Raw genomic sequence first — 25,141 nt, 5'->3', positions numbered from 1 at the left:
TATATTTGTTTCCCTATTAAACTATCTATCTTTTACCAGTGAAGAACCACCTTTTACTGTTTTGTGCTTTTTTATGCAGCATTCCAACTTTCGCATTGGATAGTGAGGATGTTATATTGTCCAAATTAAACGATGCACTCAAAAACAAACAGCACTACGTTAAGCTCAAAGAAGAGCGCATTTTAAACTTTAAGAAAATAAAATCGGAAGGTTTAACTCCTGAGCAAGAATACAATTACAATAAAACATTATATCTCGAGTATCAGAAATTCAATTCAGATTCGGCTATTCGATATGTAAAAAAGAATGTTCATATTGCGGAAACACTTCAGAATAAAGACCTTTTGCATTTAGCGCAATTGGAATTGGTTACGCTTTATTCTTCTTCGGGAAAATATCGCGAATCGGAAGCGTTATTAAAAAGCATAAATAAAAAAGCTTTGCCTCCGAATTTATTGCCAAATTATTACATTTCGTATCGCGAATTTTTTGAGCATTATGCAGCCAACAGTTATAATGATGAATATCGCCAGCAAATTGGGAAATATCGCGATTCGCTTTTAATGGTTTTAAAACCAAATACTTTAGATTATCAAATCAATAGGATTACCCAAGACATCTTTTTAAAGAAATATGTCAACACTGAAAAACAGCTAAAAGTTTTATTGAAAACTACGAAAGAAGACAATCCGCAATATGCGATGATTACGTATCTTTTGGCAAAAATATATGAAGCGACCAATAATCTGGAACAAAGGAAAATATATTACGCCCTTTCTGCCACATCAGATTTGAAAAACGCCAATAAAGACAATGCTTCATTACAAGAATTAGCCTCTGTTTTTTATGAAATTGGTGATGTCGATATGGCGTACAAGCTCACACAATCGGCAATTGAAGATGCACTTTATTGTAATGTACAGTTCCGAACGCTTTTAATGTCTGAAGTATATTCGATCATAAATACTGTCTATTTAGAAAAGGAAGCCAAACGAAAAACCGAATTACAGGTTTATTTGCTCTGCATTAGTTTGTTGTCTTTATTTTTGATCGTAGCCATAATCTATGTCTACAAACAAATGAAGAAGGTTTCTAGAATTCGAGGAGAATTGTATGAAACCAGCCAGAAATTAGCCGAATTAAATAAAGACATAACAGAAACCAACGAACAACTTCAAGAAAGAAACTCGCAATTGTCTGAATCCAATCACGTTAAAGAAGAATATATTGCCCATTTTTTCAGTCTTTGCTCAACTTACATCAACAAACTGGAAAACTATCGCATTATTTTAAATAAAAAAGCGACCGCAAAACAGTTTGATGAAATTTACAAAATTCTGAAATCGACGACTTTGGTTGATAATGAATTGGAAGAGCTGTATAAAAACTTTGATATTATCTTTTTGAATTTGTATCCAACCTTCGTTAAGGACTTTAACGCCTTGCTAATTCCGGAAGAACAAATCGTTTTAAAACAGAATGAATTACTGAATACTGAGTTAAGAATTTTTGCTTTAATCCGACTTGGAATTACGGACAGTGTTAAGATAGCGGCATTTCTTCGTTATTCTTTAAGCACAATTTACAATTACAGAACCAGAGCTCGAAATAAAGCAGCAGTTTCCCGAAATGATTTTGAAGAAATGGTCATGAAAATAGGTTTAATTACTTTGAAATCATAAAGAAAAATTTTAAAAGCACTACTTTTTTTAGTGCTTTTTTTTATTTATTAAATTGATAATCAGTTATTTGATTTTTTAATTCACTACTTTTTTCCGTTTAAAAATGTAACTTGTACGATAACGTTTTAGTTTTACAATATTATTAAAAGGTACAACTGACCACTAGACCTTTTATGTAAATTGAATGCTTAAATAAATAATAATAGTTATGTTTAAAAACGTTAAAACAATCGTTGTTTTAGTTTTATTGAGTTCATTCGGATTGAATGCGCAAAATAAAGTTCCGGTTTATCTTGATGATAAAAAGCCAATTGATGAGCGTGTAGAAGATGCGCTTAAAAGAATGACAACTGACGAAAAAATTGCCATGATTCATGCGCAATCTAAATTTAGTTCGCCAGGTGTAAAACGTCTTGGAATTCCAGAAAACTGGATGACCGATGGACCACACGGAATTCGTACGGAAGTAAAATGGGACGAATGGGATCAAGCAGGATGGACAAATGATTCTTGTATTGCTTTTCCTGCGTTAACAGCGCTTTCTGCAACTTGGAACAAAGAATTGGCTTCTTTATATGGTAAATCTATTGGAGAAGAAGCACGTTACCGTAATAAAAACGTATTATTAGGACCTGGAGTAAACATTTACAGAAGCCCATTGAATGGTAGAAATTTTGAATACATGGGAGAAGATCCGTTTTTGACTTCAAAAATGGTGGTTCCTTACATCAGAGGAGTTCAATCAAATGGAGTTGCTGCTTGCGTAAAGCACTTCGCCTTAAACAATCAAGAAACAAATCGTAATACAGTAAATGTTGTAGTTGATGACCGTGCTTTATACGAAATCTATCTTCCAGCTTTTAAAGCGGCTGTGCAAGAGGGCGATGCATGGGCTATCATGGGATCTTACAACAAATACAAAGGACAACAATGTTGCCATAACGAGTTTTTGTTAAACGATATTCTTCGTAAAGAATGGGGTTTCAAAGGTGTTGTAATCTCAGATTGGGGAGGAGTTCACGATACCAAACAAGCTATTCATAATGGTTTGGATATGGAATTCGGTTCTTGGACAAACGGACTTTCTTGGGGAACAAGCAACGCTTATGACAACTATTATTTAGCAAAACCTTATGCTGAAATGATCAAGAAAGGCGAAGTTGGAACAAAGGAATTAGACGAAAAAGTGCGTCGCATCTTGCGTTTGGCTTTCTTGACTACAATGGATAAAAATCGTCCTTTTGGTTCTTTCGGAACACAAGAACATGCTGACGCAGGTCGTAAAATTGCTGAAGAAGGAATTGTTTTATTACAGAACAACAACAACATTTTGCCAATCAATCTTTCTAAAACAAAGAAAATCGCTGTAATTGGGGAGAATGCAATCAAAATGATGACTGTAGGAGGAGGAAGTTCTTCTCTTAAAGCAAGATACGAAATTACCCCTCTTGAAGGATTAAAGAAAAAAATCGGAAATCAAGCTGAAATAGTTTACGCTCGTGGTTATGTTGGTGATCCAACAAGTAATTATAACGGAGTTGTAGCTAAAGTAAGTTTAGAAGAAAAACGCTCTCAAGCGGAACTGACTGCGGAAGCTTTAAAAGTAGCTAAAGATGCTGATATCGTTCTTTTCATTGGAGGTTTGAACAAAAGCCCTAATCAAGATGATGAAGGCCATGACCGTACTGAATTAAACTTGCCATACGCTCAGGATAAATTAATCAGTGAATTGGCGAAAGTAAATAAAAACATTGTTTTCGTAAATATTTCTGGAAATGCTGTGGCAATGCCATGGATTAAAGAAGTTCCAGGAGTTGTTCAAGGATGGTTTTTAGGAACAGAAGCTGGAAATGCTTTGGCAAATGTTTTGGTTGGAGATGTAAATCCTTCTGGAAAATTAACGTTCACTTTCCCAGTAAAATTAAACGATAACGGAGCGCACGCTTTAGGACAATTCCCAGGTGGAGATGAGGTAGTTTATAACGAAGGAATTTATGTTGGATACCGTTGGGCAGACAAGCAAAAAATCAAATCTTTATTTCCTTTCGGGCACGGATTAAGCTATACAACTTTTGCTTACGGAAAAGTTACTGCTGATAAAAAAACAATGTCAGCTGGGGATAAAATTACGTTCTCTGTTACAGTAAAAAACACTGGAAGCCGCGAAGGTTCTGAGATTGTACAACTTTACATCAGCGATTTAAAATCTTCTTTGCCTCGTCCGGTAAAAGAATTAAAAGGTTTTGAGAAAGTTTCGCTTAAAGCAGGTGAAGAAAAAACTGTAAGTATTACAATTGATAAGGCAGCTTTAAGCTTCTTTGATGATAAAAAACACGACTGGGTTGCTGAACCAGGAGCTTTTGAAGCTTTAATTGGTGCATCATCTGCAGATATAAAATCTAAAGTGGGATTCTCACTTCAATAAGTTTTATTATTTCTAAATTGGTTGGTTTGTAAAGCTGTAAATGTAAAAGTTTACAGCTTTGCTTTTGTCTTGAAATAGAGGTGAAAAAACAATATCTTAGATTTTTGCTTCAACTATAAAGAATTTATAAAATGAAAAAAATACTATTATGCACACTTGGTTTTGTTTTGTTTCAAAACCTTTCGGCGCAAAGCCTTAATAAAATGCAGTGGTTTAATGAACCTGAAAAATGGGAAATTAAAAACAACGCATTGATTATGAATGTTACTCCAAACAGCGATTACTGGCGAATTTCGCATTACGGATTTACTGTTGATGACGCACCTTTTTATTATGCAACTTATGGCGGAGAGTTTGAAGCCAAAGTAAAAATCACAGGAAATTATATTGCCCGTTTTGACCAAATGGGATTAATGATTCGTATTGATGAGAAAAATTACATCAAAACCGGAGTAGAATTTGTTGACGGAAAATTCAATATCAGCACTGTTGTCACACATGAAAAGAGTGACTGGAGTGTTACTACGCTTGACAAAGCGCCACCATTTGTTTGGATAAAAGTAGTAAGAAGACTGGATGCAGTTGAGGTTTTCTTTTCTTATGATGATAAAAACTACATCATGACCAGAAATGCACCTTTGCAAGACAATACACCAGTTATGGTAGGCTTAATGGCAGCATCGCCGGATGGAAATGGTTTTGAGGCCAAATTTGAAAACTTCACCGTAAAACATCTTTCAGATCAGCGAAGATTAGAATGGTTGAAAAATCATCAGTAAATTTTTGAAATTCCAATTTTAAAATCCCAAATTACAACACAACTTATTACTTATCTTAACCAAAAACAAAAATGAACATTCAACCAAAAAAACATTATGAAATTCTCGACGGTTTGCGTGGAGTTGCGGCTATTTTAGTTGTGGCTTTTCATATTTTTGAAACCTTCGCAGGCGGAAACCGATTTAAACAAATTATCAATCACGGATATCTTGCAGTTGATTTTTTCTTTCTTTTATCAGGATTTGTTGTCGCTTATGCGTATGATGATCGTTGGGGAAAAATGACACAATGGGAATTCTACAAACGCCGATTAATACGCTTACAGCCAATGGTCATCATGGGAATGATTATTGGAGCCATCTTTTATTATTTCCAAGCTTCAGATATACTATTTCCGCAAATTGCAGGTATGGAGGTATGGAAAGTAATTGTAACTATGTTAATTGGTTTTACTTTATTGCCAATTCCGCCTTCATTAGAAATCAGAGGCTGGGGTGAAATGCATCCTTTAGACGGTCCGGCGTGGTCACTTTTTTTCGAATATATTGCAAATATCTTGTACGCCCTAATCTTTCGCAAATTTTCAAAAAAAGTACTGTCAGTTTTTGTGCTGATATTTGCCGGACTGCTAATTAATTACCTTGTTTTTGGGCCAAAAGGAGACGTGATAGGAGGATGGTCTTTAAACCTAGAGCAAATGAACATCGGTTTTACGCGTTTATTATTTCCATTTTTTGCCGGAATTTTGCTTTGTCGTCTAGGGAAATTAATCCACGTAAAAGGCGCTTTCTGGGTTTGCAGTATTTTAATCACAATTGTTTTGGCTTTGCCGAGATTTGGAGATGAAAACAGTCTTTGGATGAACGGTTTATACGAATCATTTTGTATTATTTTAATCTTTCCTTTAATTGTTGCAATTGGAGCAGGAGGGGAAATCAAAAATCCTTTATCGCTCAAAATATGCAAGTGGTTAGGCGATATTTCATACCCAATTTACATCACGCATTATCCGTTAATTTACTGGTACACTGCATGGGTCGTGAATAACAAAGTTTCGCTACAAGACGGTTTGATTCCTGGAATTGCTCTTTTGATTGCTAGTATCGTTTTGGCTTATGTGTGCTTGAAATTATACGATGAACCTGTTAGAAATTGGCTTCAGAAGAAATTTCAAAGTAGCAAAGTGACAAAGTAGCAAAGTGACAAAGTAACAAAGGCCTTGAGGAAACTTTGCACCTTTGGAACTCTGTTACTATGTAACTGGAAAGAAAATATTGAATTTCTAATTTGTTAGTTATAGATATTCAAAAAAAGGGATAAACGTAATTGTTTATCCCTTTTATATTTTAGCAAAGATTGAAAAAACTTTGTCACTTTGTTACTTTGAGCCTTTGTACTTATTCGATAACCAACTGACCTAAAGCTTCTTTACTAAACCCTTTCAACTCAGAAGTTTTTCCAGCTTTGATTTTCGCAACCCAATTTGGATCAGATAAAAGTGGTCTTCCTACGGCAACTAAATCAAAATCGCCCCTGTCGAAACGTCTGTTTAGTTCTTCTAAAGAAGTTGGCTCAGAGCTTTCTCCAGCAAAAGCGCCAAAGAAATCGCTTGAAAGTCCAACAGAACCTACTGTAATTGTTGGAGCTCCGGTTACTTTTTTAGCCCATCCAGCAAAATTCAAATCAGAATCTTCAAATTCAGGTTCCCAAAAACGACGTTGTGAAGCGTGAATAATATCAACTCCAGCATCAACAAGAGGTGTAAGCCAAGCTTCTAGTTCTTGTGGATTTTTAGCCAATTTATAATTGTAATCAGAAGGTTTGAATTGAGAAAAACGCATGATGACAGCAAAATCATTTCCAACTTGTTTTCTCACTTCTTTTACGACTTCAATTGCAAAACGATTGCGTTCTGGCAACGTTTTTCCGCCATAAATATCTTCACGTAAGTTGGTTTCAGCTCTAAAGAATTGGTCGATCAAATAGCCGTGTGCACCGTGAATTTCAACAGTGTCAAAGCCTAATCTTTTAGCATCAGCTGCTGCTTTTCCAAAAGCCAAAATTGTGTTTTCAATATCTTTTTCAGACATGGCAACACCATTTCTAAAATCAGGACGGTTCAATCCAGACGGACCTTCAAATGGAACAGGAGGAACCCATCCAGAATGGTGGTTGTCCATAATTCCCATATGCCAGATTTGCGGGCCCATTTTTCCGCCAGCGGTATGAACTTCATCAATAACTTTTTTCCATCCGTTTAAAGCTAAATCGCCGTAAAAATGAGGAACATTAGCATCATTAGAAGATGATTTTCTGTCAATAACAGTTCCTTCAGATAAAATTAAACCAACTTCACCTTCAGCTCTTTTTTGGTAGTAAGCTGCTACATCATCAGTTGGAACTCCATTTGGAGAAAAAGAGCGCGTCATTGGCGCCATTACGATTCGGTTTTTCAGATTCAACGATTTTAAGTTAAATTCCGAAAACAGGTTGTTTGTACTCATAGTAATTTTACAAATTAGATTGAATTAATTTACTAAGTGCTTCAAAGGCACCTTCGTTGCGTTTATAATAAGTCCATTGTCCAACACGTTTGGCTTCGATAAAACCAGCGCGTTGTAAAATAGACAGGTATTCAGATACTGTAGATTGTGTCAAACCTGCTTTGGCCTGAATTTGTCCCACGCATACGCCGTGTTCAAATCCGCCATGCTCAAGTTGACCGGGAAAGTTAATTTCGGGTTCTTTTAGCCACTCCAGCATTTGCAATCTGGATTTGTTTGAAAGGGCTTTAAAAAGTTCTATATTTTCCATGACACAAATATATCGACTTTTCCCGATATATCAATTAAGAGAAAAATATTTAGGATAATTTTGTGATAGAGGAGAGGAAATAATGAGAATTTTAATAAAGAAAAATTATATTTGTTTGCAAAATTTTAGCGTTGAATGAAAAAGGAAAATCCATATGAGCAAGCTATAAAACTAGGAAGAACAGTTGATTTTCTATTAGGAAGAAGAGAGTTTTTTTATGAAGAAGATGTGTTTTCTAAAGAGTTGCATGATTGTTCCAGAACATTTCTAGATATTTTGGATTATAGAAAAAAATATGGAGAGGTTAAAATGTTGAAACGCTTTGAAATCGATATTAAAAAAGTTTTAAAAAAAGAGTTAACTCCATATGATTTCTCTATTATTTCTTACTACATCTTTATTTATATGCGACATTTTTATGAAGAGAAAGATCTTGAAATTGAATGGTTTCCAGATAGAAAAACGAAAAGATTAATTAGAAAGCATTATTATAATTTTTATGGGAAATTTAATTTTAAGGATAATTTTAATTACAAATTTCCAGTAGAAAGCAATGGTTTTTTTCTTTCTAATATTATGGCAAATTTTCAATTTATAAAGGAAAGGTTTGGAGTTGATTTATTAAAAGAAGATCTAAATGAATACAAAGAAAGTTGGCTGTGCCGATTGTTCAATACTTATAAATTAAAATTTTAAATATACAGATAGTCCCTAATTATATAAATAAACTTAATCGATTATGAAAAAAACTTTACTTATTGTAGCATTCTTATGTTGTGTCGTTACCAGTTCAAAAGCCCAAGTTGTAGGCGTTGATGTTGGAGATATCGCTCCAGAAATTGAACTTCCAGATACAAAAGGAAATCTTGTTGCGCTTTCATCTTTCAGAGGTTCGCTGGTTTTGGTTGACTTTTGGGCTTCTTGGTGTGGACCATGCATCAAAGAACAGCCAACTTTGCTAAAATTGCATAACTCGTATCCGGATAAATTATCAATTTATGGTGTTTCTATGGATACAAAAAAGCCTTTATGGACTGCCGCAATTGCAAAAGGAAAATTGCCTTGGACAAATGTAAGCGACTTGAAATATTGGCAATCACCAGTGGTTAGTGCTTATATGCTGCAATCTGTTCCATTGAACTTTTTGATTGATAAAAACGGAATCATTTTGGCCAAAAACATTCACGGAAAAGCATTGGAAGATATGGTTAACGGTTTGTTGACTAAATAATTTTTGTTTCAAGTTTCAAGTTATCTCAGTTCAAAACTTGAAACCTGAAACGCGAAACAAAAAAAGCCCATTCGATAAGAATTGGGCTTTTTTGTTCGTTACTCGTTTTCTGTGTTTGCCTTTTTGACGCCTCCAAAGCTTGTTTTCATCATTTCCCTAATCTGGAACTGCGATTTGTTTCGTGTAACATTTTTCCATTCGTCAAAATCATAAATATGAATTTTATCGGCATACGGATTTGTTACAAAGAAAAGTCTTGATATAGAGAATTTATAATATTTTAATTCATGCGAAATGTGGCGATCGGGTACGACAATAAGAATCGTATCCCAGTCCAGAAAATCTTTAGGAACGTCCTCTCTTTCAGTTAATCCAAGAGAATCAAAAAAGGCAACTATCTTTTGATCATTAATTTTATCGATCTTTTCATCGATACGTTTAATGGTGCTCAGAAGCTTTTTTTCATCTTTAATAACACTCATATAATCCTTGTTTTTTTTATTTTAATATAAAATTACATCAAAAGAAAATCATTTTTGAAAGTATAGCCAATAGAATGATTCTAAATTTTTGTTAGCCTTTTTCAATCAATCCTACAACGTTTATACTTTATGCTTTTGATAAAATACTATTAATTTAAATCGGTTTTAAAACCTAATTTTATCACTTCACGCTTTTATCTAACCAAACCACTTTTTCATGAAAATATCTTTTTTCAAAAAACTTCCTTTGTTTATAGGCTTCTTGATTCCGATTTTGGCTTTCGCCCAAAGTAAATCAGACCGAGAGTTGATTTTAATCGATAAGGATTGGCGTTTTTCTTTAGGACATTTGTACGATACTGAAAAAGACTTTGGTCATGCTACAGGATATTTCTCCTATTTGACAAAAACAGGTTTTGGAGACGGTCCAGCGGCGAAAGATTTTGATGATCGCGCTTGGCGAAAACTCGATTTGCCTCACGATTGGGCGGTCGAACAACCTTTTAGCGAAAGTGGCAGTTTTAGCCACGGATTTAAAACAGCTGGAAAAGGTTTTCCAGAAAAAAGCATTGGTTGGTATCGAAAAAAAATCAATATTCCGGACTCTGACAAAGGAAAAATTATTTCTTTGAAATTTGACGGCATTTTTAGAAATTCAAAAGTATTTTTCAACGGCTATTACCTCGGAACAGAGGAAAGCGGGTACAACGGATTTGAATATGATGTGACGGCTTATGTCAATTATGGAGGAGAAAATACAATCGTCGTACGTGCTGATGCTTCCATGGAAGAAGGCTGGTTTTATGAAGGCGCCGGGATTTATAGACACGTATATCTTCAAAAAACAAATCCAATTTATGTTGCTTTGAATGGGACCTATGTAAAGTCTGAAATTCAAAATAATAAAGCGCTAATTACAGCTGAAGTTTCAGTTCAAAATAAAGGAAATTATAAAGGTTCAATTGAACTGGTTGAGACGATTTTTGATGCTTCGAATAAGCAAATTACATCCGTTTCTGAAAATGTTGTAGCTCCTGAATTTTACAAAACAACAAATCTTGTTTCGAAACTAAGTGTCGAAAATCCGATTTTGTGGGATGTTGACTCGCCAAATTTATATCGTTTAGTTACTGAATTAAAGCAAAACGGAAAAATAATTGACCGTTATGAAACGCCATTCGGAATTAGAACGATAAAGTTTGATGCTGAAAAAGGTTTTTTTCTGAATGGAAAATCATTGAAATTAAAAGGAACCAACAATCATCAAGATCACGCCGGAATTGGAACTGCTTTGCCAGACGAAATTCAGTATTACAGAATCAACAAGTTGAAAGAAATGGGTTCGAATGCGTATCGTTGTTCACATCACCCGCCAACACCCGAATTATTGAAAGCTTGTGATGAATTGGGGATGCTTGTAATTGACGAAACCCGATTGATGGGAATCAACGATTATCATTTGAATGATTTGGAACGAATGATGAAGCGTGACCGAAATCATCCAAGTATTATTTGCTGGTCAGTTGGAAATGAAGAATGGAATATTGAAGGCAATATTGTGGGTGAACGCATTACAAATGTGATGCAGGATTTTGCAAAAAGCATTGATGATACAAGACCAGTGACAGTTGGAATCAGCAGCGGATTTAGAAGTGGTATTTCATCTGTAGTAGAAATTATGGGCTACAATTATCTTGGCAATGGAGATATTGATGCGCACCGAAATGAATTCAAGCAACAACCCGGAATGGGAACGGAGGAAGGTTCAACTTTCACCACGCGAGGGGTGTATTTTACAGATGATGCAAAACACTATAAAAGCGCTTACGACCAAAAGCCTAGATCAACTTTTTACAGTATTGAAGAAGGTTGGAAATTCTACGCAGAAAGACCGTATTTGGCGGGAATGTTTATCTGGACTGGTTTTGATTATCGTGGCGAACCAACACCTTATGGATGGCCATCAGTAACTTCATATTTTGGGATGATGGATGTTTGCGGTTTCCCGAAAGACAATGTTTTTTATTTGAAATCTTGGTGGGGGGATAAACCTGTTTTGCATCTTATGCCACATTGGAATTGGGCCGGAATGGAAGGGAAGGAAATTGATGTTTGGGTTCAGTCTAATTGTGATGAAGTGGAGCTTTTCTTAAACAAAAAAAGTTTAGGCAAAAAGAAAATGGAATTGAACAGCCATTTAGAGTGGAAAGTCAACTATCAGCCCGGAACTTTGGAAGCTGTTGGTTATAAAAATGGAAAGAAAGTTTTGACCGAAATTCAGAAAACTACAGGAAAGGCCGAAAACATTAAGCTTTCTTCAGATAAAGAAAATCCGTCAAAAGGCAATGTTTCAGTTGTTACAGTTGAGCTTACAGATAAAAATGGCTTGCATGTTCCAACAGCAAATGATGAAATTCAGTTTTCGATAAAAGGCGGCAAAATATTAGGAGTTGGAAATGGTGATCCAACTTCGTTAGAAAATGATCAATTCTTGGATGAGATTTCATTAGTTAAAATAAACGATTTAAAGGAGCAAAAAGGAATTTCAGCCACTTTGCCTGATCAATTGCAAAATTATCCAGAAAACGATTGGAAAACAGCCTTTAAAGACCGAGATTATAAAAACCAAGCACCGTCATATATTTATAAAGGCGAATTTAATTTGGAAAACGATTCAGCTTCAAATGTGGTGAGTTTCTTTTACAAGAAAATCGGAGTTGAAAGTGTTGTTTTTGTAAACGGAAATAAAATCGCACCAAGCGCTGAAGATCCTCAAAAATATGTCATTAATTCTTCCATTTTAAAAGAATCTAAAAATACAATTCATATTATCGCAACACCATTGCAAAAAATCAAAGATTGGGACGTAATGAACACAGATCCAGGCGTTATCCAAGTTTTGAAACCAGCAGAACCATGGAATCGAAAGTTGTTTAATGGCTATGCGCAAATCATTGTTCAAAAAGACGAGAACAGCAATGAAGTTGCATTAACTGCTTCTGCAAAAGGATTACGAACTTCAGTTTTAGTTGTGAAATAATTAACCGCAAAGCACACAAGGAATTACGCAAGGTTCGCAAAGTTTTATAGGCAAAGCTTTGCGAACTTTGCGTTTGTCAAAAATCCCAGAGAAAAAATCTTTGCGTGCTTTGCGGTTAAAATAAAAATAACAATATAATAATGTTTGATTTTCATAACTTTGCAAAATGAATAATCAGACAGAAATGAACAATTGCGATTTTAATACTACCGATTTAAAACTAAAAGGCTTCAAAGTATATGAAGTAAATGGTGATGTAAGCAAAATTCCGACCTACAACAGAAGGGATTTTTATAAAATCTGCATCAATACCAGCAAGAGCCTTATTCAGTATGCCGACCGCGGTATAGAAACTGATGGCACTTTCTTGTTTTTCGGAAATCCGATTATTCCTTATTCTTGGGAATTCATTTCTCCAGATCATCATGGCTATGCTTGCGTTTTTACCGAAGAATTTCTAAAATCCAAAGAACGTTCTGAAACGCTTCATGAATCGCCTTTGTTTAAAATTGGCGGAACTCCGATCTTTTCTTTATCTGCTGAACAAAAGGTGTTTATAGATTCATTATTTCAGAAAATGATTGAAGAACAAGATACAGATTATGCGTTTAAAGACGATTTGATGCGTAATTATATCAATTTGATTTTGCATGAATCAATGAAGATGCAACCTTCGGAGAATTTCTTTAAGCCTAAAAATGCATCTTCTAGAATAACTTCTTTGTTTTTAGAATTATTAGAAAGACAATTTCCAATTGAAACTAAAGATCAGCCACTTTTATTGAAAACGCCTCAGGATTATGCGCAAAGCCTTGCAGTGCATGTGAATCATTTAAATCGTTCGGTGAAAGAAGTTACAGGAAAACCAACAACATCACACATTACAGAAAGAGTAATCAACGAAGCAAAAGCACTTTTGCAGCATACAGATTGGAGTATTTCAGATATTGGTTATTCATTAGGATTTGAATATCCGAGTTACTTTAATAATTATTTCAAACGACTTACAGGTACGGTTCCAAAATCGTTAAGAATGTAAATTGTTTCATTTTCATAATTTTTTGTTTGAATATTGTTATTTCTGGACTGAAGTATTGTTCTACATTTGTCCCAGATTAACAAACAAATCATTTATCGGTTTTTAAAGACTAAAAAATACTTCTTAAAAGCAAGGTCCCAGCTTTACGGTTTAGTTTTAAATGCTTGATATAAAATAATATAAAGTTTTAAAGAATTAATTACATGAAAGTCTCTTTTTGAAGAGATCGACGTTCTGATTTTGCTATCGAAAGATAGTTTGCGATAACTTTTAAAATAAATTATTAACCTAAAAACAACTAAATTATGTCGACACAATACACCACAGTGACCGAAGAAGGAAGAATTCCAAATACTTATATGACAGGTGAGGTGTCATATAAAAAGCAAACCAGCGAAATTCATCCCGAAAATACAACGATTAAAGAAGTTTCATTTGAACCAAGCGCTAGAAGCAATTGGCATAGTAATGCAAGTCTGCAATTGCTGATTGCAACAGATGGAATTGGATATTACCAAGAAAGAGGAGGCGAAATTAGAATGCTCCACAAAGATGAAGTGGTTACCATTTTGCCTGGCATTGAACATTGGTATGGCGCAACTCCGTTTAATAAATTCTCGTATATCGCTATCATTACAGAAATTGACAAAGGTTTTGGAACTTGGCTTGAAAAAGTATCAGACGAAGAGTATTTTTCTTTTCAAAGAGCTTAATTTTTTAGGTGCTAAGATTCTAAGGTTCTGAGGGACTGAGATTTTACGTGTGTGGTAAAGATTTTTTAACATCACAACAATGAAATATTTTTGTAACTTTCATGTTGTCAATTTTTTACAGGAATAAATCTGTCTAAATCTGCCAAATCTGCGTGCCATTTTTCGTTCCAAATAAACCTGAGACCTGAAACTTCAGACTTCAAACTTGAAACTTCAAAAAACAACAACAAAAAACAAATTATGGAAACAAAAGACATCAAAGCCTTTGGTACTGAAGCTGCCGAAGCACCATTAAAAACATTAGATATTAAAAGAAGAGCGGTACAAGCACATGACGTAGAAATTGAAATTTTATACTGCGGTATTTGCCACTCTGATTTGCATTCTGCTAGAAATGAATGGCACGGAACTATGTATCCAATTGTTCCAGGCCACGAAATAGTAGGGCGCGTTACTAAAGTTGGAGATCACGTTAAAAACTTCAAAGTTGGACAATTAGCAGGGGTAGGTTGTATGGTTGATTCTTGCAGAGAATGCGATCATTGCAAAAACGATTTGGAGCAATATTGTGATGAAGGAAGTATTTTGACATTCAATTCTCCAGACAAACATTTGGGCGGACATACTTTTGGAGGTTATTCTCAAAGCATTGTAGTGGATGAAAATTATGTATTGCATATTTCTGATAAATTAGATTTAGCTGGAGTTGCGCCATTGCTTTGCGCTGGAATCACAACATATTCTCCACTAAAACATTGGAAAGTTGGTCCAGGCCAAAAAGTTGGGATCGTCGGGATTGGAGGTTTAGGACATATGGGAATCAAATTGGCTAAAGCTATGGGTGCTCATGTGGTCGTATTTACAACTTCTTTGTCAAAATTTGAAGCTGCAAAAGAGCTTGGGGCTGATGAGGTAGTTTTATCTACAGATCCAGAACAAATGGCAAAACATGCAAAAAGCTTGAACTTTATTTTAGACTGCGTTTCGGCGGAACATAATATCGATTCTTACTTGAATTTGCTAAAAGTTGACGGAACTCTAACGCTTGTAGGTGCGCCAATGGAACCGCTTCCGGTAACATCTTTCAGCCTTTTATTAGGAAGAAGAAGTTTTGCTGGTTCAGCTATCGGTGGAATTGCTGAAACTCAAGAAATGCTTGATTTTTGTGCAGAACACAATATTACGGCAGACATCGAATTAATTGGCGTAGATCAAGTAAATGACGCTTACGAAAGATTGCTTAAAGGAGACATCAAATATCGTTTTGTGATTGATATGGCGTCTTTAAAATAAGATACTAAGGCACTAAGTTGCTAAGGTTCTAAGTTTTCCATTTTAAGCTTAAAATCTTTGTCAATAAAATATTAAAAATTAAGATGTTAAGATTAGCGATGCTGAGATAAAAACTTAGTTTCTCAGAATCTTAGCATCTTAGAACCTTAAAAGGAATGAAAACACGCAAACTAGGAAATAGCGGTCTTGAAGTCTCAGCATTGGGACTTGGCTGTATGGGAATGAGTTTTGGATACGGTCCAGCTCATGATAAAAATGAAATGATAAGTCTGCTTCGTTCGGCTTATGAAAAAGGAATTACTTTTTTTGATACTGCAGAATGTTATGGCCCACATTTAAACGAAGAGTTGTTGGGAGAAGCTTTAGCGCCTTTCCGCGATAAAGTAGTAATTGCTACTAAATTCGGTTTTTTGGAAGGTGATTCTAAAAAAGGTTTAGACAGCCGTCCAGAATGGATTAGACAAAGCATAGAAGGTTCATTAAAAAGATTAAAAACAGATGTGATTGATTTGTATTATCAGCATCGTGTTGATCCAAATGTGCCAATCGAAGACGTTGCTGGAACGATAAAAGATTTAATTCAAGAAGGAAAAGTAAAACATTTTGGACTTTCAGAAGCAGGAGCAGAGACGATTCGTCATGCGCACGCAATTCAGCCTGTGACGGCACTTCAGAGTGAATATTCACTTTGGTGGAGAACGCCTGAAGAAGATGTTTTTCCAACATTAGAAGAACTCGGAATTGGTTTTGTGCCTTTCAGTCCGTTAGGAAGAGGTTTTCTGACCGCAAAAATTGATGAAAACACACAATTCGACAGCACAGATTTTAGAAATTCTTTACCACGTTTTGCTCCAGAAGCGAGAAAAACAAATCAACAATTTGTTGAAGTATTAACCAAAATGGCCGAAGAAAGAGGTGTAACAAATGCTCAAATTGCACTTGCGTGGAATTTAGCTCAAAAACCTTGGATCGTGCCAATTCCAGGAACTACAAAATTGCATCGTTTAGAAGAAAATTTAGGAGCAATAAGCCTAGAACTTTCTACTAAAGATGTTGAAGCAATCAACGAAGCAGCCTCAAAAATAACAATCGAAGGCTCAAGATATCCAGAACAACTTCAGAAAATAACTGGAAAATAAAATAAGGTTCTAAGGAACTAAGTTACTAAGGAACTAAGTGCAAAAAAAACTTAGAACCTTAGCCCCTTAGCATCTTAGTATCTTTAAGAAAAGAGAAACCCCTCAAGCAATTCAACTCTTGAGGGGTTTTTGAAAATAAATAATAACCAATTAAATTTATTTTACTTTTAATCTTAGCATCTTAGTTCCTTAGTCCCTCAGCACCTTAAAAAATTACTTTTTATCTAAATTTTGTTTAAGCATTTTGGCGTGTTCCAAATGTGCTGTCAGGCCGGCAATATTATTTGAAGCCCACATTTTCACATCATTATCTGTGGCGTCTTTTGAAGCTTTTTGAAGTTTTTCAATTGCTTTTTCGTGACCGTCAATCATCATATCGGCAAATTTCTTGTCGAAATCCACACCTGATTTTTCGTTTAGTTTGTTGTATTCATCTTGGCCTTCTTCTGTCAATGAAGTTGGAAGCGTAAAGTTTTTGGCTTTCGCCAAAGCGCTAACTTCAGAAGCCGATTTTGTATGTTCGTCAACAAGCATTTTACCAAATTTTTTCACTTCGGGATTTGTGCTTTTTTGTTGTGCCAATTTTCCAATTTCAATTTCTGCCAAATTAATTTCAGCCTGATCTACTAAAAACTCAGAATCATCTTCTTTGCTGTTGATTGTATCAAATTTGGCTTCATTTGCATCTTCTGCAACTTCTTTTGGATCCTCTTGTTTCGTTTCGTTTTTACAAGAATTCAGAAATATAATGATCAGTCCTGCTCCTAAAATTGCTTTTCCGGCTAATAGTATCTTTTTCATGATTTTAATAGTTTAAAGGTTACGATGTAAAATTATTTAGGAAACGCAAGGAATGCCTTACAGGATTTTAAGAGATTGTTATATGATTTGAATTAATCGTACAACAAATGTGGTTTCCCGTAAAATGAATTGACAATTATTTAGCATATTTGTTTATAAACCCATCTACAAAACCTACTTTACTATGTCATTGAAAAAGGAAAACCAAGGGCAATTGATACTTCTTGGAATTGTTGCATTAGCTTCTGCATGGTTCTTATATGATAAATTCAATACGTTTGAAACTAATGGCGGAAAAGTTTCTGCACCTTTAATTTTAATGCTTATTTATGATTTTTTTGGAAAGTCGGCGGCTTCAGGAATTCTGCTTGTGAGCGGTTTATGGATGATTGTGAATGGTATTTTGAATATTAACAATCAAAAGAAATGGGATGCAATTGAAATTGAAAAGAAGAAACCTAAATTTATTTCATTTTCTGATGGTGAAGAATTTGAAATTATCAGAACATTATCAAATGATGAGGTTGATTATTTCGAAAACATGAATTTTGAAATAAAAGAAGGCTTACTTTTTAAACATTATTGGACTGATAATAGTATTGACAACAAAAATGATGAAAATTGGCTTAATATTTCAACCTATTTTTGGAAAGTTGATACACAAGTTCAAGATGCGCTATTGTCTGAAAATTTCAACAATTATCAACAGTTGCAGTTTTGGTTTTTGAATCAAGTTGATCAAACCAATATTAAATCGGAAAAACTCACTAATGGTAATGAGAAGTACTATTATGAAGAACAAAATGAAAAAATAACGATCAATAATTTAGTAGAAAGAAGCATAATTGAATATTGTGAAATCCAAAGTTTAGGTGATGATGCAATCAATGATTTTAAGTATTATCAAGATGAGCTTTTCTTTTTGATCACAAATTCAAAAGTAAAATTCCAAAACAACGAATTGTACATCAATGAAGATAAAATTTCAATTGAGATAGCGTATGCAATAGGTGCAATCGAACTTTTACGAACAAAAAAGAATAAAGTAGTATTGAATTATTAAACGAAAATCTATTTAGCCAACCAAAACCAAACTTTAATTTATGAAATCAACCACAAAAATTAAAATTACTGCCGTAATGCGAGTTTTAGTCTTAACTGCATTTATTTTTTTCGGTGCTACATCTAAATCATCTGCGCAGAAATTGACTTTTAATCCCAAGACAACATCAAACGGATTGATTTTCGGTTCCATTACTTTTCCAAAAGAAAAAGCAAGATTTAATGGTTATTATATGCTTATCAGCTATAAGTCTACAGATCCAAAATTGGTTAGAAAGTATTCAAAAGAGGTACATTTTATTCCGGCGCAAATTACTAGAATGAAACATAAAGGAGATTTAGATAACGGATTGACTTATCTTTTTGCAGTTGAAAAACCGGAAGGAGAATATGTAATCACCAATATTAGACTGTTTTCAAATAGCGGTTTTCAAGTGCTTCAGAAAACGAGTAATGTTAATGGCTTTTCAATTCCTTTTAAAGTGAATAAAGGCCAGATTCAGTATGTTGGAAATATATTATTTAATGAATATGCCGAAGAAGGTGAAACGATTATAGGTTATCAAAACAATTTTGAAAAAGATCTTGCCGGAATTAGAATAGAAGAACCATACGTTTTTTGGGATGCAGCAAAAAATGATGAGACCATAAAACTTTCTTTTGAGAAGGAATCGTAAAAAGTTTTTTTGGATGAAAATTCCAAATTCCACATTTAAAGTTTTATTTCAAAACATCATATTCAAAATGAAAAATATAATTATCCTAATTTTATTTTTAAGCTTTATGGTTTCATGCAAACCGAAATCAGAATTTAAAACCATCGATTTTGGTAATTTTGAAATAACTGTTCCGCAAGAATGGGAAAAATTAGAATTCCAAGGAATTGATAGTTATGTTGGAGGAATAATTACACCTGAAAAAGATTCTTTAATTTTTGACATCGGAAGATATTCTGAAGATGTGAGTAAGAATGCTTTGCCTTTAGTTTTTGATAAAAATGGTTATAATGAATTAACTAAAAAAGAGAAGCAACTTTTAAAAAACACAAAACATTTAATTGTTGATTCATTATCAGGTAATATTGACTTCGGAAAATATCCAAAATATAAATTTGTATTTTATCCGATAGATTGTTTTAAAGCAAAAATAATTACACCGGCCAATCAAGGATTTGGTACGACAGGTATCTATATTGATAGTTTGAGGGGAAACACTAAAGATTTTAGTAAGGTTGGGATGTGCTTTTATGGTCGGAATCTAAAAAAGAAACCCCAACAACAATTTATAATTGCGTTAAAAACAATTAAGCTAAAAGAATATTGTCATTCTGAAAAATGAAATCATAGAAAAATGATCAAAATCCCAATTCCAAAAAAGAGTTGGGATTTTTTTTAATATTTCGGACAAAATTAAAATTCAGAATCCGTATTTTCGTTTAGTAAAATCTAATTGTAAAATAGTATGAAAGAGTTAGTTAAGTTTGGAAAGTTGCTGTTTCAAATCATTTTATTATTTCCTTTTATTTGCTTTTCTCAGATAAAATCAGATAATCAATTAAAAAGTAAATTAGATTCTCTCGTTGATCAAAACGTTCAAAAATATTTCAAAGACCCAAAAGCCGTTGCATTGTCAATTGGAATTGTATTAAATGGGAAAAATTATTTCTATAATTATGGCGAAACTGAAGTTGAAAATTCAACTTTGCCAACAAAAAATACGATTTACGAACTAGGATCTATCACTAAAACATTTACGGGTATTATGCTTGCTCAGGCAGTTATAGATAAAAAAATCAATTTAAATGATGATATTCGAAAGTATCTTAAAGGCGATTATCCAAATCTGGAATACAACGGAAAAGCAATAACAATTCAAGATCTTTCAAATCATACTTCAAGAATTACCAGAATATTTCCTAATCTTTGGAAAAGAGCTGAATGGGATTCGTTAAATCCATATAAAAGTTATACAAAAAAGTTATTGTTCGAAGGGCTTCACGATTTTAAAATGGATACTTTGCCTGGCGTAAAATATACTTATTCCAACATGGGAACGGGAGTATTAGGAATCATAATTGAAGATGTATATCACGATGGCTATTTTAATTTGGCATCGAAATATATTCTGAAACCACTTAAAATGTCCAATACGACAATAGATCTTTCAAAAGTAGCCAAAAGCAATATTGCGATGCCTCATAACAAGAAAAGAGAAATAATTCCGCTTTGGGATAATGCTGAAATTTATGCAATTGGCGCTTTGCGTTCAAATGCTGTAGATATGGTGAAATACATTTCAGCTAATAATGCTGAAAAAATGCCAAGTATTGCGTTGTCTCACAAATTCACATTTAAAGGAACAGAAGGAGACATGGGATTGAATTGGTTTATGCATACGACTTCGGAAGGTATCAAAATTTATGAACATGGAGGCGGAACTGGAGGTTCGAGATCATCCCTAGACTGCTTTCCAGACCTTGATTCTGGCTTTATAATTTTGACAAATAGTTTAGCAAATCGGAATGATTTGGAAAAAGACTTAAGAACAATGATTATGGATTTAAATAAGAATTCAAACCCATAAAGATTTTATCAGTAAAAGAAAAACTCCCAATTCCAAAAGGATTGGGAGTTTTTTTATTTAAGACTTTCCAACTTTCGACTTTAAGATTTTCGACTTTAAGATTTTCGACTTTTGACTTTCGACTTTTGACTTTTGACTTTAGCGACTCAAATTATGAAAGTTATAGCCAAAATTATATAACAGAAAAATCTTGCTTTTCGATGAACTTTGGGAATACCATACATCTCTAATCATTAACCTAAAAAATTAAAGTCATGCCAAACCCTAGAATCAAGAATGAAGCACAATATGAAGCATTGGTGAAAAAAGGCTACAGCAAAGAAAAGTCGGCCCGAATTGCAAATACACCTGATGCAGGAGAAAAAGGCGGAAAAGCAAAGCCTTATGAAGAATGGACAAAAGATGAATTGCTCAAGCAAGCTGTAAAAGTTGGCATAAAAGGGCGTTCGTATATGAATAAAAAAGCTTTAATAAATTCCTTGAGAAATAATTAATTCGAAACAATTAAAACAGAAATTCATGCCTGTAAAAATCGCGCAGCAAAAACTTATGAATCAGTTGATCAAGTCGCCACAAGCGGTTCTTGCAAAACTGGATTTGGTTTATGTGAGCAATCAAAAATTGCCAATTGAGAGATGCGCAGGTGATGATGGATTTATTTATAAAAAGAATGGACGTTGTATCAAACAGAAAAGCGAATTAAAACGCTTTAATAGTTTGGTCTTGCCACCAGCCTGGGTAAATGTCAGAATTTCTGATTTAGCAAATGGGCATTTGCAGGCTGTTGGTTTTGATGTCAAGAACAGAAAACAATATCGTTATCATCCAAAATGGAATTCCATTCGAAATCAAACCAAGTTTTATAAAATAGCCGAATTTGGACAAAAATTACCTTCGATAAGAAAAAGGGTCGATAAAGATTTAGAAGAGAAGGAGTGGTCTAAAAACAAGGTTATAGCGCTTGTAATTCGGTTAATGGAGGAAACACATATCCGAATTGGCAATGAAAAGTATGCAAAAGACAATAAATCATACGGACTTTCGACTTTGCGTAAGCGTCATATCAATATCAATAAAAATGCACTTCGATTTGAATTCATTGGAAAAAAAGGAAAACAGCACACCATTACAACTCGAAATAAGCAATTAATAAAATTAGTAAGCCGTTGCGAAGAAATTCCGGGTTGGGAAGTTTTTAAATATTACGACAATAATGGTGAAAAAAAGGTACTAGACAGCCATATGGTAAACGAGTATCTGCATGCAATTTCGGGAGAATATTTCAGTGCTAAAGATTTCAGAACCTGGGCAGCGTCGATTATTTTTTTCGAAAATCTAATGGAAATCGGAACAACATCAGATGAAAAAGAAATCAAAAAAAATATTCTGACGGCCTATGATGCAACGGCAGAAGCACTCGGAAATACAAGAAATGTCTGCAAGAATTATTACGTTCATCCTTTGTTGATTTCAACGTATGAAAATGGAACAATTCAGCAATATTTTGACAAGGTAAAAAAGAGCAGGAGTACTAAAAAGTATTTTTCGCCAACTGAATCTGCATTTGCGGAATTGATAGAAAAATATACGGTAAACTTACTCTAGTCAGTAATTTATAGGGTTAGAAATAAAATATTTAGAGTTAATGCATCTCTTTTAAAAGCATGAAATTTGAGAAACAAACAAATCGTTATTAACTAAAAATCAATTATTATGTTACGTTGGACAGTCATATTTATTGTTCTTGCAATTATTGCAGGAATATTTGGTTTTGGCGGAATTGCCGCTGGAGCAGCTAGTATAGCAAAAATTTTATTTTTCATATTCTTGGTATTGTTTATCATATCGCTAATTAGCGGAAGAAGAAGTGTTTAATACTGATAGACTCAGTGAATTAGAACAAAGTAAAAACGACACATCTATTTCGGTAAATGTGTCGTTTGCCTTTTAAATAAAAATAAAAATATCATGGGAACAAAAAGCGGTGCTTATCAGGACGTTTACATTAAAAGGGAAGACGAAATGGTAAGCTTGAAAAATGATGTAACAGATTTTTGTGAAAAATACATCAAACCAGTGCATCCTAAAAATTGGGATTGGAGTACTCGAGATTTCGAAAATCCTGAAAATGACCCAACAATTGATGAAGCGCGAGCTGTTGCAAATGTAGTTTACAAAGATTTGATGGACAGCAAACAAACGGAAGTAGATCTTTCGACGATGAATAATGTTGAAGCGATAAAAGCCTATTTAAATCCAAAAAGCAAACACGAAAAGTTTAATATGGAAGAATTTGCTTTTGCGTTAAAAGTAGAATTGGAACACGGTCGTGTCAGAGACGTGAATGTGACCAATAATCATCCGTTTTTGACTGCGATGATCGCACTTGCGCATATGACTGAAAGCTTGACGTATTACAAACGTTTGAAAGTAATGGAGGCCGAAGGAGAAATCTTTGAAATCCTGCGTAAAATCGAAAATTCAAAAACAGGAAATGAGGAATGGTATAAAGAACTAGGCAAAGCCGAAATCGAATTAAGAGAAGCCAAAAACGAATTAGCAGAACGCCTTCAAAAAATGGATGATATTCCAGTATTAGAAAAAATTGGTGATTAAAACATTTACTTACACGTTGATTTTGGGATATTCCCATTCGTTTTAGTCACAAAAAAACCGTTAAAGCAATTTAACGGTTTTTGATTTTTGTCTCCTTTCTAAAATTTAAAATTTGCGAGGATCATTATCGGGATAATTGTCTTCATCATCTTCCTCTTGTACATCATCTTCGATATAAGTATTGTCATCGTCATCTATGTCGTCGTCCATATCGTCTTCGTCATCTTCATCATCAAGATCCTCTAAATCATCTTCGTCTTCATTAAAATCGTTTTCAAAAGTATCTGCAGGATTGTCAAATTCATCGTTTTCAACATCTTCATCAAGATCATCTTCTAAATAATCATCGTCATTTTCCAATTCGACTTCATAAATGTCATCATTGTTGTCTTCTAAATCTCGGTCATTATGGAAATCATCGTTATAATCATCTAAATCATCATCATACCCAATGGCGTCCTGATCAGGATTTGGTTTGTTTGGGTTGGAGCCATTTCGTACCGTATAACCGCGATCAGCAGTTGCTTCAATGCTGTTATCTGTGTCTTTTTGATCGTCTAAATCATAAAATTCTTCGTTCATAGTAGTATTTCTGTCCGAAGTATTTTGATTTTTTGGATTTCTGTTTAAAGTGCTGTTAATTCTATTTATAGTATTCATGATATCGAATTTTATAGTTTATAGATTACAAAGCTACTCCCGAAAGCAAGAGTATTCTTTATAGAATTGTTTTATGTAATTGTATAATTAACAGATGTTTAGAATGAAATTTAATCGTCAAATCCTATAACCCTGCTGAAATTACGGATGTTAATTTTATCATCTATTAATCATTAAAAAATTTACCATGAAAAGTACAGATCATAAAACCGAAACTCCGACCGTGAAAAGGGGCGTTACAAAACCAAAATCAAATGCAGCGACTGGTTTGACAGAATTATTTGAAGAAAGCTTAAAGGACTTATATTGGGCCGAAAAAGCATTAACAAAAGCGCTTCCAACAATGGCGAGAAATGCAACCTCTGAAGAATTGATTTCTGCTATAAACAATCATTTAGTTGAAACAGAAGAACATGTTTCCCGCTTAGAAAAAGTTTTTGAGCTAATTGGCAAAAAACCTTCTGCTAAGAAATGTGATGCCATGGAAGGCTTGATTGAAGAAGGAAAAGGGATTTTGGAAGAAACTGAAATTGGCGTAGTGCGTGATGCTGGAATTATTGCCGCAAGTCAAAAGATCGAACATTACGAAATTGCAACTTATGGAACTTTGAGACAATTTGCCGAAACACTTGGCTGGGAAGAAGCCGCTTCATTATTAGAACAAACTCTTGATGAAGAAAAAGGAGCCGATAAATTATTGACAGAAGTTGCTGTAAATGCCATAAATCTTGAAGCTGCTGAAGCAGAGTAAGATTAGAAAATCAAGTAGAAAAGTGCAGTT

25 protein-coding genes are annotated in these 25,141 nt (G+C 34.1%); 20 read left to right on the top strand and 5 right to left on the bottom strand.

Going from position 1 to position 25,141, the window contains the following annotated elements; genetic code table 11:
- Positions 1 to 38: 38 nt before the first annotated feature.
- The 4 genes from susR to AAYQ19_RS01490 all read left to right on the top strand — a co-directional run bounded on the left by susR (position 39) and on the right by AAYQ19_RS01490 (position 6,082).
- Complete coding sequence (susR, locus tag AAYQ19_RS01505) at positions 39 to 1,682, top strand: SusR family glycan utilization regulator (RefSeq protein ID WP_343533120.1); 1,644 nt, start codon at positions 39 to 41, stop codon at positions 1,680 to 1,682.
- Positions 1,683 to 1,890: 208 nt separating this feature from the next.
- Complete coding sequence (locus AAYQ19_RS01500; RefSeq protein WP_343533118.1) at positions 1,891 to 4,107, top strand: glycoside hydrolase family 3 C-terminal domain-containing protein; 2,217 nt, start codon at positions 1,891 to 1,893, stop codon at positions 4,105 to 4,107.
- A 131-nt stretch (positions 4,108 to 4,238) separates the two neighbouring features.
- Positions 4,239 to 4,886: a DUF1349 domain-containing protein gene (locus tag AAYQ19_RS01495; RefSeq protein ID WP_343533116.1), complete on the top strand. Its 648-nt coding sequence runs from the start codon at positions 4,239 to 4,241 to the stop codon at positions 4,884 to 4,886.
- Positions 4,887 to 4,957: 71 nt separating this feature from the next.
- Positions 4,958 to 6,082: an acyltransferase family protein gene (locus AAYQ19_RS01490; RefSeq protein WP_343533114.1), complete on the top strand. Its 1,125-nt coding sequence runs from the start codon at positions 4,958 to 4,960 to the stop codon at positions 6,080 to 6,082.
- 202 nt (positions 6,083 to 6,284) lie between these two features.
- On the opposite strand, the gene AAYQ19_RS01485 is transcribed toward AAYQ19_RS01490, so the two are convergent.
- Positions 6,285 to 7,391 (bottom strand): NADH:flavin oxidoreductase, encoded by a 1,107-nt coding sequence (locus AAYQ19_RS01485; protein ID WP_343533112.1) that lies wholly within the window; start codon positions 7,389 to 7,391, stop codon positions 6,285 to 6,287.
- A gap of 7 nt (positions 7,392 to 7,398) precedes the next feature.
- Positions 7,399 to 7,701, bottom strand: coding sequence for an ArsR/SmtB family transcription factor (locus tag AAYQ19_RS01480; RefSeq protein ID WP_073414322.1), 303 nt, complete (start codon positions 7,699 to 7,701; stop codon positions 7,399 to 7,401).
- A gap of 135 nt (positions 7,702 to 7,836) precedes the next feature.
- On the opposite strand from AAYQ19_RS01480, the gene AAYQ19_RS01475 reads away from it, so the two are divergent.
- Both AAYQ19_RS01475 and AAYQ19_RS01470 read left to right on the top strand, forming a co-directional pair.
- Positions 7,837 to 8,397: a hypothetical protein gene (locus tag AAYQ19_RS01475; RefSeq protein ID WP_343533109.1), complete on the top strand. Its 561-nt coding sequence runs from the start codon at positions 7,837 to 7,839 to the stop codon at positions 8,395 to 8,397.
- 43 nt (positions 8,398 to 8,440) lie between these two features.
- Positions 8,441 to 8,932: a TlpA family protein disulfide reductase gene (locus tag AAYQ19_RS01470; protein ID WP_343533107.1), complete on the top strand. Its 492-nt coding sequence runs from the start codon at positions 8,441 to 8,443 to the stop codon at positions 8,930 to 8,932.
- Positions 8,933 to 9,030: 98 nt separating this feature from the next.
- On the opposite strand, the gene AAYQ19_RS01465 is transcribed toward AAYQ19_RS01470, so the two are convergent.
- Entirely contained in the window at positions 9,031 to 9,414 is a 384-nt protein-coding gene (locus tag AAYQ19_RS01465; protein ID WP_343533106.1) for a hypothetical protein, read from the bottom strand.
- A gap of 217 nt (positions 9,415 to 9,631) precedes the next feature.
- Here AAYQ19_RS01465 and galA point away from each other — a divergent pair, with 217 nt between their 5' ends.
- The 5 genes from galA (at position 9,632) to AAYQ19_RS01440 (ending at position 16,638) form a co-directional block, all read left to right on the top strand.
- Complete coding sequence (galA, locus tag AAYQ19_RS01460) at positions 9,632 to 12,454, top strand: beta-galactosidase GalA (protein WP_343533104.1); 2,823 nt, start codon at positions 9,632 to 9,634, stop codon at positions 12,452 to 12,454.
- Between the two features lie 166 nt (positions 12,455 to 12,620).
- Positions 12,621 to 13,493, top strand: coding sequence for a helix-turn-helix domain-containing protein (locus AAYQ19_RS01455; protein ID WP_343533102.1), 873 nt, complete (start codon positions 12,621 to 12,623; stop codon positions 13,491 to 13,493).
- A gap of 305 nt (positions 13,494 to 13,798) precedes the next feature.
- Positions 13,799 to 14,206 carry a cupin domain-containing protein gene (locus AAYQ19_RS01450; protein WP_343533100.1) on the top strand — a complete coding sequence of 136 codons (408 nt, stop codon included), beginning with the start codon at positions 13,799 to 13,801 and terminating at the stop codon, positions 14,204 to 14,206.
- A gap of 240 nt (positions 14,207 to 14,446) precedes the next feature.
- Entirely contained in the window at positions 14,447 to 15,499 is a 1,053-nt protein-coding gene (locus AAYQ19_RS01445) for an NAD(P)-dependent alcohol dehydrogenase (protein WP_343533098.1), read from the top strand.
- A gap of 155 nt (positions 15,500 to 15,654) precedes the next feature.
- The gene (locus AAYQ19_RS01440; protein ID WP_343533095.1) at positions 15,655 to 16,638 is read left to right on the top strand and encodes an aldo/keto reductase; all 984 of its coding nucleotides are present in this window, start codon (positions 15,655 to 15,657) and stop codon (positions 16,636 to 16,638) included.
- 213 nt (positions 16,639 to 16,851) lie between these two features.
- Here the strand turns inward: AAYQ19_RS01440 and AAYQ19_RS01435 are convergent, their stop codons facing one another.
- Positions 16,852 to 17,439 carry a DUF4142 domain-containing protein gene (locus AAYQ19_RS01435; protein WP_343533093.1) on the bottom strand — a complete coding sequence of 196 codons (588 nt, stop codon included), beginning with the start codon at positions 17,437 to 17,439 and terminating at the stop codon, positions 16,852 to 16,854.
- Between the two features lie 184 nt (positions 17,440 to 17,623).
- Between AAYQ19_RS01435 and AAYQ19_RS01430 the strand changes: the two genes are divergently transcribed.
- The 8 genes from AAYQ19_RS01430 (at position 17,624) to AAYQ19_RS01395 (ending at position 23,700) form a co-directional block, all read left to right on the top strand.
- Positions 17,624 to 18,502 (top strand): hypothetical protein, encoded by an 879-nt coding sequence (locus tag AAYQ19_RS01430; RefSeq protein ID WP_343533091.1) that lies wholly within the window; start codon positions 17,624 to 17,626, stop codon positions 18,500 to 18,502.
- Between the two features lie 40 nt (positions 18,503 to 18,542).
- Positions 18,543 to 19,178 (top strand): hypothetical protein, encoded by a 636-nt coding sequence (locus AAYQ19_RS01425; RefSeq protein ID WP_343533089.1) that lies wholly within the window; start codon positions 18,543 to 18,545, stop codon positions 19,176 to 19,178.
- 67 nt (positions 19,179 to 19,245) lie between these two features.
- Positions 19,246 to 19,839 carry a hypothetical protein gene (locus tag AAYQ19_RS01420; protein WP_343533087.1) on the top strand — a complete coding sequence of 198 codons (594 nt, stop codon included), beginning with the start codon at positions 19,246 to 19,248 and terminating at the stop codon, positions 19,837 to 19,839.
- Between the two features lie 123 nt (positions 19,840 to 19,962).
- Positions 19,963 to 21,084, top strand: coding sequence for a serine hydrolase domain-containing protein (locus tag AAYQ19_RS01415; RefSeq protein WP_343533085.1), 1,122 nt, complete (start codon positions 19,963 to 19,965; stop codon positions 21,082 to 21,084).
- Between the two features lie 254 nt (positions 21,085 to 21,338).
- On the top strand, positions 21,339 to 21,578 hold the full coding sequence (locus AAYQ19_RS01410; protein ID WP_343533083.1) for a DUF7218 family protein: 240 nt from the start codon (positions 21,339 to 21,341) through the stop codon (positions 21,576 to 21,578).
- A 25-nt stretch (positions 21,579 to 21,603) separates the two neighbouring features.
- Positions 21,604 to 22,689 carry a DNA topoisomerase IB gene (locus AAYQ19_RS01405; protein ID WP_343533081.1) on the top strand — a complete coding sequence of 362 codons (1,086 nt, stop codon included), beginning with the start codon at positions 21,604 to 21,606 and terminating at the stop codon, positions 22,687 to 22,689.
- Positions 22,690 to 22,797: 108 nt separating this feature from the next.
- A complete protein-coding gene (locus AAYQ19_RS01400) occupies positions 22,798 to 22,959 on the top strand; it encodes a DUF1328 family protein (protein ID WP_320567139.1) in 162 nt (53 codons plus the stop codon).
- A gap of 93 nt (positions 22,960 to 23,052) precedes the next feature.
- On the top strand, positions 23,053 to 23,700 hold the full coding sequence (locus tag AAYQ19_RS01395) for a DUF5661 family protein (RefSeq protein ID WP_343533078.1): 648 nt from the start codon (positions 23,053 to 23,055) through the stop codon (positions 23,698 to 23,700).
- Between the two features lie 105 nt (positions 23,701 to 23,805).
- On the opposite strand, the gene AAYQ19_RS01390 is transcribed toward AAYQ19_RS01395, so the two are convergent.
- Positions 23,806 to 24,360, bottom strand: a complete 555-nt coding sequence (locus AAYQ19_RS01390; protein ID WP_343533076.1) for a hypothetical protein — start codon at positions 24,358 to 24,360, stop codon at positions 23,806 to 23,808.
- A gap of 187 nt (positions 24,361 to 24,547) precedes the next feature.
- On the opposite strand from AAYQ19_RS01390, the gene AAYQ19_RS01385 reads away from it, so the two are divergent.
- Positions 24,548 to 25,111 (top strand): YciE/YciF ferroxidase family protein, encoded by a 564-nt coding sequence (locus tag AAYQ19_RS01385; RefSeq protein WP_343533074.1) that lies wholly within the window; start codon positions 24,548 to 24,550, stop codon positions 25,109 to 25,111.
- Positions 25,112 to 25,141: the final 30 nt, after the last annotated feature.

The sequence above is a fragment of the Flavobacterium mesophilum genome (assembly GCF_039581405.1).
Taxonomy (GTDB): Bacteria; Bacteroidota; Bacteroidia; order Flavobacteriales; family Flavobacteriaceae; genus Flavobacterium.
The sequence above is the reverse complement of the archived record's forward strand: the minus strand, read 5'-3'. Positions and strand labels throughout refer to the sequence as shown.

Bases quoted from the DNA above. Each gene is read 5' to 3' on its own strand.
- AAYQ19_RS01450 (WP_343533100.1), top strand. From the start codon at position 13,799: ATGTCGACACAATACACCACAGTGACCGAAGAAGGAAGAATTCCAAAT.
- AAYQ19_RS01390 (WP_343533076.1), bottom strand. From the start codon at position 24,360: ATGAATACTATAAATAGAATTAACAGCACTTTAAACAGAAATCCAAAA.
- AAYQ19_RS01485 (WP_343533112.1), bottom strand. From the start codon at position 7,391: ATGAGTACAAACAACCTGTTTTCGGAATTTAACTTAAAATCGTTGAAT.
- AAYQ19_RS01470 (WP_343533107.1), top strand. From the start codon at position 8,441: ATGAAAAAAACTTTACTTATTGTAGCATTCTTATGTTGTGTCGTTACC.
- AAYQ19_RS01475 (WP_343533109.1), top strand. From the start codon at position 7,837: ATGAAAAAGGAAAATCCATATGAGCAAGCTATAAAACTAGGAAGAACA.
- AAYQ19_RS01495 (WP_343533116.1), top strand. From the start codon at position 4,239: ATGAAAAAAATACTATTATGCACACTTGGTTTTGTTTTGTTTCAAAAC.
- AAYQ19_RS01480 (WP_073414322.1), bottom strand. From the start codon at position 7,701: ATGGAAAATATAGAACTTTTTAAAGCCCTTTCAAACAAATCCAGATTG.
- AAYQ19_RS01405 (WP_343533081.1), top strand. From the start codon at position 21,604: ATGCCTGTAAAAATCGCGCAGCAAAAACTTATGAATCAGTTGATCAAG.
- AAYQ19_RS01500 (WP_343533118.1), top strand. From the start codon at position 1,891: ATGTTTAAAAACGTTAAAACAATCGTTGTTTTAGTTTTATTGAGTTCA.
- AAYQ19_RS01415 (WP_343533085.1), top strand. From the start codon at position 19,963: ATGAAAGAGTTAGTTAAGTTTGGAAAGTTGCTGTTTCAAATCATTTTA.
- AAYQ19_RS01420 (WP_343533087.1), top strand. From the start codon at position 19,246: ATGAAAAATATAATTATCCTAATTTTATTTTTAAGCTTTATGGTTTCA.
- AAYQ19_RS01385 (WP_343533074.1), top strand. From the start codon at position 24,548: ATGAAAAGTACAGATCATAAAACCGAAACTCCGACCGTGAAAAGGGGC.
- AAYQ19_RS01425 (WP_343533089.1), top strand. From the start codon at position 18,543: ATGAAATCAACCACAAAAATTAAAATTACTGCCGTAATGCGAGTTTTA.
- AAYQ19_RS01430 (WP_343533091.1), top strand. From the start codon at position 17,624: ATGTCATTGAAAAAGGAAAACCAAGGGCAATTGATACTTCTTGGAATT.
- AAYQ19_RS01395 (WP_343533078.1), top strand. From the start codon at position 23,053: ATGGGAACAAAAAGCGGTGCTTATCAGGACGTTTACATTAAAAGGGAA.
- AAYQ19_RS01465 (WP_343533106.1), bottom strand. From the start codon at position 9,414: ATGAGTGTTATTAAAGATGAAAAAAAGCTTCTGAGCACCATTAAACGT.
- AAYQ19_RS01435 (WP_343533093.1), bottom strand. From the start codon at position 17,439: ATGAAAAAGATACTATTAGCCGGAAAAGCAATTTTAGGAGCAGGACTG.
- AAYQ19_RS01440 (WP_343533095.1), top strand. From the start codon at position 15,655: ATGAAAACACGCAAACTAGGAAATAGCGGTCTTGAAGTCTCAGCATTG.
- AAYQ19_RS01400 (WP_320567139.1), top strand. From the start codon at position 22,798: ATGTTACGTTGGACAGTCATATTTATTGTTCTTGCAATTATTGCAGGA.
- AAYQ19_RS01490 (WP_343533114.1), top strand. From the start codon at position 4,958: ATGAACATTCAACCAAAAAAACATTATGAAATTCTCGACGGTTTGCGT.
- AAYQ19_RS01455 (WP_343533102.1), top strand. From the start codon at position 12,621: ATGAATAATCAGACAGAAATGAACAATTGCGATTTTAATACTACCGAT.
- AAYQ19_RS01445 (WP_343533098.1), top strand. From the start codon at position 14,447: ATGGAAACAAAAGACATCAAAGCCTTTGGTACTGAAGCTGCCGAAGCA.
- AAYQ19_RS01410 (WP_343533083.1), top strand. From the start codon at position 21,339: ATGCCAAACCCTAGAATCAAGAATGAAGCACAATATGAAGCATTGGTG.
- galA (WP_343533104.1), top strand. From the start codon at position 9,632: ATGAAAATATCTTTTTTCAAAAAACTTCCTTTGTTTATAGGCTTCTTG.